General features: G+C 70.8%; 10 protein-coding genes. 8 read left to right on the top strand and 2 right to left on the bottom strand.

The genetic code is table 11. The annotated features are described in order from the left end of the window. Nucleotides 1–1640: 1640 nt before the first annotated feature. From IE326_RS33785 to IE326_RS33750, 8 genes are all read left to right on the top strand, one after another. Nucleotides 1641–2402 (top strand): RNA ligase family protein, encoded by a 762-nt coding sequence (locus IE326_RS33785; protein ID WP_190044228.1) that lies wholly within the window; start codon nt 1641–1643, stop codon nt 2400–2402. An 81-nt stretch (nt 2403–2483) separates the two neighbouring features. Then, nucleotides 2484–2744 carry a hypothetical protein gene (locus IE326_RS33780; RefSeq protein ID WP_190044227.1) on the top strand — a complete coding sequence of 87 codons (261 nt, stop codon included), beginning with the start codon at nt 2484–2486 and terminating at the stop codon, nt 2742–2744. A gap of 122 nt (nt 2745–2866) precedes the next feature. Next, complete coding sequence (locus tag IE326_RS33775) at nt 2867–3640, top strand: hypothetical protein (RefSeq protein ID WP_190044226.1); 774 nt, start codon at nt 2867–2869, stop codon at nt 3638–3640. Next, entirely contained in the window at nt 3637–4227 is a 591-nt protein-coding gene (locus IE326_RS33770) for a hypothetical protein (RefSeq protein WP_190044225.1), read from the top strand. Before IE326_RS33775 ends, IE326_RS33770 begins: the two co-directional genes overlap by 4 nt. A 194-nt stretch (nt 4228–4421) precedes the next feature. Continuing rightward, entirely contained in the window at nt 4422–4844 is a 423-nt protein-coding gene (locus IE326_RS33765; RefSeq protein WP_190044224.1) for a hypothetical protein, read from the top strand. Between the two features lie 179 nt (nt 4845–5023). Continuing rightward, the gene (locus tag IE326_RS33760; protein ID WP_229915777.1) at nt 5024–5692 is read left to right on the top strand and encodes a hypothetical protein; all 669 of its coding nucleotides are present in this window, start codon (nt 5024–5026) and stop codon (nt 5690–5692) included. A gap of 79 nt (nt 5693–5771) precedes the next feature. Beyond that, complete coding sequence (locus IE326_RS33755; RefSeq protein WP_190044222.1) at nt 5772–6119, top strand: hypothetical protein; 348 nt, start codon at nt 5772–5774, stop codon at nt 6117–6119. A 297-nt stretch (nt 6120–6416) separates the two neighbouring features. Beyond that, nucleotides 6417–6824: a hypothetical protein gene (locus IE326_RS33750; protein ID WP_190044221.1), complete on the top strand. Its 408-nt coding sequence runs from the start codon at nt 6417–6419 to the stop codon at nt 6822–6824. A gap of 97 nt (nt 6825–6921) precedes the next feature. Here the strand turns inward: IE326_RS33750 and IE326_RS33745 are convergent, their stop codons facing one another. Further along, nucleotides 6922–7560, bottom strand: a complete 639-nt coding sequence (locus IE326_RS33745; protein ID WP_190044220.1) for a hypothetical protein — start codon at nt 7558–7560, stop codon at nt 6922–6924. 3 nt (nt 7561–7563) lie between these two features. Beyond that, the gene (locus IE326_RS33740; RefSeq protein ID WP_190044219.1) at nt 7564–11127 is read right to left on the bottom strand and encodes a DnaB-like helicase C-terminal domain-containing protein; all 3564 of its coding nucleotides are present in this window, start codon (nt 11125–11127) and stop codon (nt 7564–7566) included. Nucleotides 11128–11308 lie beyond the last annotated feature (181 nt).

The raw sequence follows: 11308 nt of genomic DNA, 5'->3' as shown, positions 1-11308 counted from the left end.
AACCCCACAGGGGCAGCCCACGGCCAGCCGGCGGAACGGCCCCGGGGACGCGGCCGCGGACGCCCGGAGAGCACGACCCTCCGCCCGCGGCCGGAACAGGCCGCCGGCGGACAGCCAGACCACGGACGCAGCCCTCGAACAACCAGCCCACGGACGGCCGCCCAGCGAGCCCTCAACGCCGGTACCGGGACGCGGCACGCGGCCGGAGCGCCGGGGCGCAGCAGGCACGACGAGCGGGCGCGGGGCCCGGGCGGCGGGCGGCGGTACGCACGGCGAGGACGGCGCCCGGGGGCCGGGCGGCGGAGCGCGGGTGCCGGAGCCGGGACAGCTCGGCCGGGCGGACTGGGGCCGGACGGACACGGAGCGCGGCGCTCATGCCGCCGGCACGGCGCCAGAGGCGCGGCGCCACCGGCCGCGGACAGCAAGCGGGCGGCGCGGCGGATGGGCGGCGGACACAGCAGGCCAGCTCCTCACCGACGTTCACCAATGTTCGCCGAACAACGGCGAACAACGGCGAACAACCCCGAACAACCCACCGCCCCCGGCCACAGCAGACGGCGAGACGCAGGCCGGCCGAGGCCGGAAAGCAGGCGCCACCGGACCGGCCACCTAAGCCAGGTCCGCCTGGGCCGGGTCCGCCTGGGCCGGGGTGTACACAGCTCGGCGCCGGACGCAGCAGGGGCGCGACTCGGCGACCGGGGGGCGGGAACGGCCCGGCTCGGGCGACGCGCGCGGCCGGGCCCGGGGAAGCGGGACGACAGGGTACGGCGCGGGCCCCAGGAGGAACCCGAGCTCCCAACCAGACACCACGCAGGCGCGGCGCGCGGAGGCGGCGCGGCTCGGCACGGCGCCGGGGTGGGGCCGGAGGGCGCCGCCGGGGCGGGCGCGGGCGGCGCCGGAGGGCGGGTACGGACAGCCGGGTACACCGCGGAGGCGGGCCCAGCCGCGGACCGGGGCGGGGCGGTGGACGGCAGCCAGGCCCGGGACCAGAGCGGCGGGCGGCGGCGCGAGCCCGGGACGGGGCGGGAGCGGCAGGCAGCGGGGCAAGGGACGGGGCGGGCGGGGCCGGCCGGAACACGCGGCGGGGCGGGGCGGACGTCCCGGTCGGCCTGGCGGACCACGGCGCGCACCGTGGCGGTGTCGAGGGCCTGGAGGCCGCTGTGGGCGAGCGTGGCGAGTCGGCGGGTGATCAGCTCCGCGACGTCCTCCGCGCGGCTGGAGACGGCAATCAGGGCGCGCTGGGACAGGCCGTAGTCGAGCGCGGCCGCGGGCGACAGGCCGGGGACGAGCGGGGGCCCGAGGGCGGACGGAGCGGCTCGGCCCTGTTCGGGGTTGTCCGGCGATGTTCACCGAACAACCCCGAACAACCCACAAGCACACCCCCACGAACGGCACAGCACGGCCAACCGCAAGCCGCAGGCGCCAGCGCGGAGGCACGCGCGAGGGCGGCGGGCGCGGCAGACCGAGCGGCGAGCACCGCCGGGCCGCAGGCCGGCCGCGGAGGCGCGGGCGGCCGAGCGGGGGCGGCGGGGCGACATGCGTGTTGCTTAATTGGATTTATTCTTGTAGTGTTGGCACCGCTGGCGCGGAGGCGTCGCAACTCTCTCAACCGATACACCTCTTGCACACCTGGAGCACTCATGGACCTCGATCTCGACGCGCTCAACTCGGCGACCAAGTACCCCTCGATCCTCACGTACCACCAGCTCGACCCGCGCAGCGGCGGGCTGCTGGAGACCGCGACCGCCTTCAGCGGCGACGTCATCCTCACCGAGAAGATCGACGGGACGAACGCGCGGATCATCACCCTCTCCGGCGGCGACTACTTCCTGGGCAGTCGGGAGGAGCTGCTCTACGCACGCGGCGACAGGGTCTGGAACCCCAAGCTCGGGATCGTCGAGGCGCTCCGACCGCTGGCCGAGCGGCTCAGCGCACCCGCTGACGGCATCCGCGTGTACTACCTGGAGGTCTACGGCGGGAACAAGATCACCGCCGCGAGCAAGCAGTACACCGGCGGAACGACACTCGGGCACCGTCTCTTCGACGTGGCGGAGATCGACGCCGCGACCCTGGAGCTCCCGCAGGCCCGCATCGCGAGCTGGCGCGACAGCGGCGGCCAGTACTTCCACACCGAGGAGGAACTCACCGAGACCGCGGCAGAGGAGGGGATCGAGATGGCGCCCCGTCTCGCCACGGTCACGGCCAGCGAACTGCCGACCGGCATCGATGAGATGCAGGCCTTCCTCACCCACCACCTGTCCAAGACCCTGGTCGCCCTCGACTCGGACGCCGGTGGCCGCCCCGAGGGCATCGTTCTGCGCACCCCGAACCGCTCCGTGATCGTCAAGGCCCGGCACCAGAACTACGCTCGCACCCTCCAGCTCCGCGCCAAGCAGCGCTAACCTTCTGATCTTCTCCGCCCGCTCCGACACCACCACAGGCGCACGCCCGCCAGGGCGCGCCCGAACCCAAAGGGAAATCCCATGCAGCTCAAGGAGAGCGAGTTCCTGTTCGGTACCTTCCACGGCCGTCACGACGGCGCCCAGGCCACGGTCACCGCCGTCCGCGACGACACCCGTTCCGAGTCCTACTTCTGGGTGTGCACCTGTGGCGCGTCCCGCAGCTTCCACACCGAGAATGGCGTGTTCGCCACCGCCTGGCGGCACACGCACCCCACACGCGTCGACCGGCTGCGGCAGTGGGCCACCCGCCGCCTCCAGTTCCGCGCCCACACCGCCCGCTGACCTGACGTTCCGCCTGGCCCTCGCCCACCCCGCCTTACGGGACGGGCGAGGGCCGGACAGGCCGCCCGGCCGCGCGCCCCACCGCGCCATGCCCCCGACCGAGATCCCCGACGGAGACGATCATGACCACCCCCGACGGCACGCCTCCCAGCACCGGCGACGCCCCGTCTTCCTTCCCGCTGCTCGTCGGCGCCCAGGTCGAGGCGTATGCCCTCGTGGTCGCCCGGCAGACCTGCGACCGTCTGGCCGCGACGCTCCGCGCCGGCGGCCAGGCTCTGGCCGCCAACCTCGTGGAGGAGGACCGCGACATCACCGAGCTGTCCCGCTCCCTGGCCGCCACCCCTTCCGCTCCGCACAGGGAACACGGCGCCTTCTGCCGCCCCACCGACTGCCGATGCGCCTGTGACCCCGCCCAGGCGTGCGTCGACTGCCACAGGTGCGTGTGCTGGCGCGCGCAGTGCTGCACTCAGGCCGCCGCCGACCACGCTCGCAGACAGGCCCGCAAAGCCGCGCTGCGCGGTCTCCTGGACACCGTGAGTCCGGCGATGCTGACCGAACTGCGGGAGACCGCCGCCGACGCCGAGGAGGCCGCGCTGCGTGATGTGATCGCCCGCCGGGTCCGGCTACTGACGTCGGCCGACGCGCCCCGATGGACCTGCGCGATTTTCAACGCCCGCGACTCCAAGCTGGGCATGGGGCACGCTGACTACCGCGTCCATGACGTGGCGCTGCACGACGAGGAAGGCGGCACCTCCACGACTGTCGATCTGGACGACGATGCGCTGTCCGCCGCCCTCGGTGCACTCGCCGAACTCCTGCGGCCCGAGGAAGGCGCCGACCTGACCGTCGAGAACAGGGCCGAGGAGACGACGACCGCGGAGGGCGAGGGACGATGACGGACACGAAGCCGCTCCTCATGGTGGACGTGGACGGGCCTCTTAACCCCTTCGCCGCGAAGCCGCACCGGCGCCCGGCGGGCTACCTGACGCACCGGATGAAGCCGGACTGCTGGATCGCCCAGCACCCGGACACCCCCGAGCGGCATGTGAAACCGCTGCGGGTGTGGCTGAACCCGGCTCACGGTCCGGCACTCATGGCGCTGCCCTACGACCTCGTATGGGCCACGACATGGGAGCACGACGCGAACGACTGGATCGGCTGGCGCATCGGGTTTCCGTGCGAACAGGACCTGCCGGTCATCGAGTTCGGGGACCAGAGCGTGCTGCGCCCCGACGGTACATACTTCAAGACGTGGACCGTCGTCGAGTACGCGGCCGGAAGGCCGTTCGCCTGGATCGACGACCAGATCGACGAGACCGACCGCGCATACGTGGAGCGCCACCACACCGGTCCGGCCCTGCTGCACCACGTCGACCCTCGTACGGGGCTGACCGACGGCGACTTCGCGGCGCTTGCCGAATGGGCAGCACGCGTCGGTGCGTGGAACACAAGCAGCCCGCCACCGCGGCGCACCGCCGGCTGACCGCCGGAGCGCCCTGCACGGTGAGCGAGCGCTCACAACGCGCTCCGCCTCGCCGGCCCGGCCGGGTTCAAGGGCACCTCCCTCCACTTCGACATGTTGCTTAATTGGATTTATTTTTGTAGAGTGGAACTTGTTGGGGGCCCGACCGCCAGACTCTTCGGCTCGGGCCCGTGCGCCCGCAGAAAGGACTCTCCATGAGCAGCAGCCGCACCACGAACGTCACTCGCGCCGAGCGTGACCGCCGGATGCACGCGGAGAGGCTCGGAACCGCCGCACGCGCCGGCCTGACCAATGCGCAGCGTCGCGGCACCGACTCGTGGGAGCGACTGCAGGCACCAGGGCTCACCGCCGAGAACGTCCGCATGGACGGATTCTTCGAGACCATCACCCGCGCCCAGTTCACGACCAAGCTGTGGCAGGGCCTCATCGACGCGCTGGAGTCGAACAGCGACGCCGTGGCCACCTGGCACGACCAGATGGCGAAGGCGGAACGGGAAGCCGAGCGCCCGCTTGGCAACATGGGAAACCCCGTTGCCGACGCCCGCCGCCACCTGTGGCTCGAAGCCAACCGCGACTTCGCCCGGGACGCCGCCGACTCCTTCCGTCGCGTCAGCTGATCCACACAGTTGGGGCCCCGCCGCACGGCGGGGCCCCAACCCACCCACCTCCCCTGGAAGCACCTCGAAAGGCTCCCGTGCCCAGAGCTACCGCTTCGTCCACCACAACCTCGGCTGGCGCCGCTCTCTCCGCCCTGACGGCGGCCGGCGTCGGTGCGCACTTCGCCCCCGAGGAGCGCGTGATCTTGGCGTACCCAGCCGCGATTGCGCAGGACGCCGCCCTTCAGGGCGAACACATCATGATCAGGTGGTCGTACGACCCGGACCACCCCCACCAGGACCGAGTGCGGTTCGAGGCCACCGCATGGATTCCCGGCGGACGGCCGAACTTCCACCCGCTTGGGACCGCCTACACGACCCCCGTGCCGCGCGATCTTGCGAGTGAGGCCGGGCAGTGCGCCCGCGCCGTCGCAGAGTGGCTCAGCAGTCCGCGCCCCACCGCAGGCGCCGTGCTGGTGGCCGCGCTCGCCGAGTACGGCATCCGCGCTGACTCCGACGACGTTGGCATGAGTTACGCCGTCGCCTTCGACCCCGAGACTCCGTCGTGGAACGTCCGCGCCGGCTTCCACCTGTCCGTGGGTGATCGGGATCCCTCCGTGGACCACGTTCCCGCCTCACACACGGGATGGACCGTGTGCGTACACGACGACCAGGGCGAACCGATCGGCGATCCGCTGTACGTCGCAGGTAACGGCGGGCTCGTGGACTGCGTCGGGGACTCGGCCGCCGCCGCGGCAGTGATCGCCGACTATCTCAGCGCCCCCGTCTCGCGGCACTGTGACTGCTACTCGCAGGAGCGCTATCGGCGGTATCACGACCGCGAGTGCAACCGGTACCGGCGGCCGTAACCGCGTCCGCAACTCCTGGGTGCCCCGCCACGATTACGGGTTGGTGGAGCGGCTCTCCCCTGCTGATCGAAAGGATCCCATGAACAACTTCCGCCCCACCGATGCCGCCCTGGCAGGCCTGGGCCTGGATCCGCGCGCCCGCCATGTGCCGGCCTGGATGTACGTACAGCGAGCCGGGGATGGGACGGTCTCGTTCGTCGGCTCCAGCCGGGTCGATGCCCCGGCTCACCCTCTCCACTACGGCAGTGCGCGCACTCACCAGCTCATCGTGGGGGAATTGGTGGTCCGTCCGCACTTCGTCGTCGGCACCGATGTCCTGCGCGGCCAGGGCCTGGGCGGCATCGCGGCGCTGGGCGGCCACGACCTCGCTCGGTATCTCGACTGCGGGGACGTGGTCCTCGACCCGTACGGCAAGCTACCGCGATAGTTGCTTAATTGGATTTACTGCGGTAGGGTGAGGTTCATCGGGGGCGGCCACTTCGGGCCCACCCCAGTCTTCCGGAGGTTCGGACGTGCGGCAGCGCATCAGGCACCTTCCGCTCACAGCGGCGACCGCCAGCTTCCAGGCACCTCATCGCGCGGGCGACCCGCTGCCCCGCGACCGGTTATGGCCGCGCGGCACGCGCCGTCCCTCGCCCGGGCGGACACTCCCGCCCGGGCCCTCTCACCCGGCGTGGCCCGGCCCCCTCGGCGCGGGCCACGCCGGCGCTCCAAGGAAGCCGACATGCCGCTCGACCTGACCTGCCCCGGCAACCTCAACAGCGAGCCCCACTACCGCCGATACCTCCGGCCGGACGGGACGATTCACGTCGTGTGTGTGCAGGACTTCGACTACGGGGACTACGACACATCCCGGTTCGTCGACGAGGACACCTTCCCCACCAGTGCGGAAGCCGAGACAGCGCCGATCTTCACCTGGCGGCTGGTCCACGCCATGGAGTGCGGGAAGGATCGGGAGACGCGGGCGCAAGCCGCACGGAACCTCAAAGCGGTCCGCTGCCACGTCACTCCCGGACACCGCTCCCAGTGCCGTCCACACGACTGCCGGTGCGGATGTCCTCGAACCCAGGACTGCCATCGTTGTGTGTGCTGGCGCTCCATGTGCTGCGCCGAGCAGCTACAGAACCACTGACAGCTGAAGACATGGGGGCGGGGCGGGAAGCAGTGCTTCCCACCCCGCCCCCATGTGCCTTCGGGCCCGCCGGCCTGCACCTCGAGCGCGGTACTGTTCAGGCGCCGAGGCCGACATAGGAGACGTAGGTGTAGGCGCCCCAGTCGCTGTCCAGGTCGGCGATGACGTCGTCCCAGATCTCCTCGAGCTTCTCGCTGTCGCCCTCCCTCATGGCGTCTACCGCGTCGTCCCAGATGTAGCGGACGTTCGGCAGGAATCGGTGCGCCTGTTCGCCCATGAGGTTCTGGCGCCGCCCCTCCGGGTCGACGAGGTCCTGGTTGATGGGGTGGATCTCGATGGACGTGCCCCGGCCACGGTTGTTCAGGTGCTGCTTGAAGGCCCCCAGGTTGTTCAGGAACCGCTCGGCGCGCAGGTTCCAGTACGCCGTGTCGATCTTCTCCTTGTTCGCGGGCAGTGGCTGCTGCGTGCCGTCGAACCACTTCTTCATCGTGCGCGGTGTCACGTCGATGCCGGCGTCGGTCATGGCCTGCCGGCCGGCGTCGCTGTCGAGGTAGTTCAGCCGCGCGTTCAGTCCGCGGTTCGTCGTGACCGGGGAGCGGATGCCCCCCTCGCGGATCTGCCGGGACAGGGCCTCTTCCATGGCCGCGCCGAGCGCCTGGCCGCCGCGGACGTTCTCCGGGGAGCGGTTGGCGCCGAGGCGGCCGAAATTCCTCCAGCCGCTGTCGTCGTACGGCATGGGTTAGCTCTCCCCGAGGGTGTAGAGGCGCTTCTTCTTCATCTCGCCGGGCATCCGGCCTTCTTTCCAGATCTTCTGCCAGTCGCCGACGAGGTGGATCTCGTCTACGCCGGCGACCTGCACTAGCGTAAGGCCTTCCTGATAGGCCCGGTGGGCTTTCAGCCAGAGGCTTGCGAAAGCCTGCGACCGGATGATGTGGACCCAGTCTGCTCGCCGGAGTTCCTGGTTCTTTCCTGATTCACCGATTGTCGAGGTGAATCGGGAGTACATCGCTTTGACGTACTCCTCGGTGGGCTTGTCGGATTCCTGGATGGCCTTGGTCCGAGCCTCGTTCAGGATGCGGCGGAACTTTTCCAGCAGGGCTTCGGTTCCGCCCGAGGTCCATGATTCCAGAATCCTCGGCGGCTCGGACAGGTCGAGTTCGTGGCAACGGATCAGGAGCCGGACGGTGGCTTCGTCCAACAGGTACGGGCCCGGCTCGACTCGGCCGCCCAGCGGGTTGGGGATGTCCTCGTGAGGCCATTCGAAGTGGTCAACGCGGTGGATGCCGGACTCCTTGGGGAGGAACCCGCGGGTGTGGTGACGCAGCGCGCCGATCGGCAGGTACGTCTTGAAGGCCGACAGGTAGGAGCAGTTGGTGTCGAGGGCCGTCACGTCCAGTGGCTTTTGCATGCCCTTCTTCACTGCGGTGCGCAGCGCCTCGTTGCGCCATTTGTGGCGTCCTTCCCAGATCTGGTCGGATTCCTTTTGTGAGGGCTTGGAGAGGAATTCCAGGGGCTCCGGGTACACAGAATGCTCGTATGTGGCGCCGACTCTGGAGAGCTTGAACAGGGCCATGGCGTCCGGCACGGCCTTTCGCTTGAGCAGCTTGATCGCCTCGTCGACGTCGCCGTTGGCCTCCTGGAGCGCCTGGTCCACGGCGGCAGCGATCTTGTTGGTGAAGAAGGTGTAGGTGCGGCCGCGCCGGACGTTGCCGCTGTCCTCCGGCGGCACCGTGGTGTCCTGGAACGTCGCCGATGTCTCCTCGTCCGCGTCGTTCGGAGTATCGGCGGGGGGCTGGTGTTCTTCAGCGTCCCGGGCCGGCTCCTGGACCGTCAGGGAGGCGGTCGGTGCAGGTACGGCTGCCGGGGTGATGCCAGCGGCGGCCGCGGCGCCGGCGTACGCCTCCAGCGCGGACCGGAACCTTTGAGTCTCCTCGGTGTGCGGGAGACGCAGGCGCTGCCCGGCGAGGAACGCTGCCCGTGCCCTCGCCGCGTTGATGGCCTGGTCGTCTCCTGTGCGCAGCGCGTCTCGCAGCTGGGACAGCGCGGATCGGGCGGTGAGGGACAAGGGCCCGGCCTCAGTCAGCAGAGGAAGGGTCGCGGCGACGAGTTCGCTCTCCGCCGGCCCGAGTTCGTTGGTGGCAGGTGTGTCCTGCGAGTCGGGTGTCTGCGCTGTGGGGCGTTCCGGGTGGGGCGTGGTGCCGGCGGCCGGGGTCGGTGGGCGGGTGGCTGCGTAGGCGGTCAGTGCCGTTGCCAGGCGTCGGCCCTCGTTGGTGCCCGGGACCGTCGGGCGGCGCGCGGCAAGGTCGGCCACCGAGGTCCGCAGGTCCTCCAGGTCGCCGTGGTTCCCGGTGCGGGCCGCTTGCGCGAGCGCGGACAGCATGCCGCGCAGTCGCGCGCCGATACCTTCAGCTGCCCCGGAGATGAACGGGTGCGCCGCCTCAAGGAGTTCGTGCTCGATTTCGTCCGTGATGCCGCCGCTGGGCGTCGCGGCCGGGGTGAGGGTGCTTGGGTCGACAGCCTGCGGCGTCGCAGGCTCTGGGGCCTCGAGCGGATCGGTGAAGCGGGCACACGCCAGATCCGCGCGCAGTGCGGTGCTTGCCAGGATTCCGAAGTCGCGTTCGGCGTAGGTGACTTCTGCCCGCTCATCGGTACGTGTCACCGTCAGTGTGACGTCGGCGTCCAGCGCCGCGACGAGAGGGGTCTCGTCGGTGTCGAGCGCGGCCACGACGGGGACCTTCAGGCGACGTGCCACGTGGGTCAAGGCCTGTGCCGCGGCCGGCAGGGCCCGCCCGGACAGGGGAACCGACGGATCGTGGGCACGCTGCAGTCGGTCCACGACGACCAGGGCGAGCCCGTCGACGTCCTGCGCGGCCTCGGCGATATCCGATGCGGTCAGCCCGGCCCCGTCGTCGATGTGCCAGACGTTTCCGCCAAGGCGCGAGAGCAGTTCGCCCACGCCATTCGCCTTGTCCTGCTCGTGTTCGGTGAGCTGGCCGGTACGCAGAGCGCGGTAGTTCACCCCGGCCTCCGCAGCGATGACGCGCATCGCCACATCGGTGCGGGTGAGGCCGGATGCCGCGTAGAGCACCGGGAGCTGTCGGCGCAGCGCCGTGTCCCGGGCAGCGGCTGCCACCAGGAGCGACGGGCCCGCGCCCGGCGCGCCTGCCACCAGCGTCAGTTTCCCGGGCTGCAGGCCCGCCACTACGCGGTCCAGGGCAGGGATTCCGAACCAGGCTGCCTCCGTCGGCGGCGTGTCGGGCCCCTGCGGGGCCAGCACCTCCTGGAGGACGGTCTCCAGGGCCGCCACCGGCCGGCGGCTCACCGCTCCTGTGCCGGCCTTGTGGTTGGCTGTCGGCTCGGCTGTAGGCGGCGCAACGGGCTCGGGCAGTGCTTCGGCCGTGACAGCGACCGAAGCGACTGAAGCCCCGTTGTCGGCAGGCGCGGCCAGCAGTTCCTCCGGGGCGGTGACATCGGTCCGGGAATGACCGGCTGCCGATGTCAGGCCGGGCTGGTGTGCGGTGGCCCTGGCCGCCTCGTTGCGGGCCATGAGGACCGCGAGCGGCTTACCGTTCCGCGTCACCACCACGCCGCGCGCAGCGTCCCGTGCCGTCGGCTTGGCCACCTCCTCGACGAGGCCGTCGAGTTCGTCGAGGATGTCGGCCGCGTCGCGCACGGGCCACGTCGTGAGCAGCCCTGCGTGTTCGGGGTTCAGCGCCACGACGGGGACCAGCGCGGCGCGGGGCTCCGTCATCGACCGCGACCGGTACACCTCCACCCACACCTCGCCCGCTTCGGCTTCGTCCAGCAGTGACGTCCAGTCCCGGGACACTTCCTTCACCGACAGCGTGATCTGGCGGCGCCCGGTCGCGGGAACCCGGATCGGGCCACCGTCATCGGGGAGCAGTGCGGCATCCACCAGTACGGCGACCGGTGTCTTGTAGTCCAGCAGGACCTGCGGCGTCCCCGGGGCGCCCTGGCCGCTGGTGCCCGCAGCCGCGGTCACCAGGTCTCCCAGTTTGGGCCGGGCAGCCGTTTTGGACAGCGACGGCCACCCCCCGACCCGCGCCTGCGCCGCCGCGTCAAGGGACTTCAGGGACACCAGGGCGGCCCGGGCCTCCGTTCTCCCCGTCCCCTTGGTCACGATGGTCACGACTCCGTCCCGTGCCTTGTCCACGAGGGGATACAGCTGAGTCCGCGCCACCGAGACGCGCAGCGCCTCGGGCGCGCCGTCGGGGCCGGCGCCTACCCACACCGGTCCCGGGTCCGCCTTCGTCGCGTCGAGCGGTACAGAACGATCAGACATACAAGTACTCCAGGAAACGAGGCGCGCCGATTCGGCGCGGCCGCCGCAGCGACACAAGAACCCGTAACAGGCCGTCGAGCCAACGCCGTAACAATAGCCCGGCAGCCGCCACGAGACCCAAAGAATACGTAACAAACGCTGGGGTGTCGGATGGTAGCGCACCGCAGAGTCCGTAACACCT

Origin of the sequence: Streptomyces filamentosus (genome assembly GCF_014654895.1) — a bacterium.
In the GTDB taxonomy this organism is placed as follows: Bacteria; Actinomycetota; Actinomycetes; order Streptomycetales; family Streptomycetaceae; genus Streptomyces; species Streptomyces filamentosus.
This window is presented reverse-complemented; position numbering and strand designations above follow the sequence as displayed.

Bases quoted from the DNA above. Each gene is read 5' to 3' on its own strand.
- IE326_RS33765 (WP_190044224.1), top strand. From the start codon at position 4,422: ATGAGCAGCAGCCGCACCACGAACGTCACTCGCGCCGAGCGTGACCGC.
- IE326_RS33740 (WP_190044219.1), bottom strand. From the start codon at position 11,127: ATGTCTGATCGTTCTGTACCGCTCGACGCGACGAAGGCGGACCCGGGA.
- IE326_RS33755 (WP_190044222.1), top strand. From the start codon at position 5,772: ATGAACAACTTCCGCCCCACCGATGCCGCCCTGGCAGGCCTGGGCCTG.
- IE326_RS33770 (WP_190044225.1), top strand. From the start codon at position 3,637: ATGACGGACACGAAGCCGCTCCTCATGGTGGACGTGGACGGGCCTCTT.
- IE326_RS33750 (WP_190044221.1), top strand. From the start codon at position 6,417: ATGCCGCTCGACCTGACCTGCCCCGGCAACCTCAACAGCGAGCCCCAC.
- IE326_RS33775 (WP_190044226.1), top strand. From the start codon at position 2,867: ATGACCACCCCCGACGGCACGCCTCCCAGCACCGGCGACGCCCCGTCT.
- IE326_RS33780 (WP_190044227.1), top strand. From the start codon at position 2,484: ATGCAGCTCAAGGAGAGCGAGTTCCTGTTCGGTACCTTCCACGGCCGT.
- IE326_RS33745 (WP_190044220.1), bottom strand. From the start codon at position 7,560: ATGCCGTACGACGACAGCGGCTGGAGGAATTTCGGCCGCCTCGGCGCC.
- IE326_RS33785 (WP_190044228.1), top strand. From the start codon at position 1,641: ATGGACCTCGATCTCGACGCGCTCAACTCGGCGACCAAGTACCCCTCG.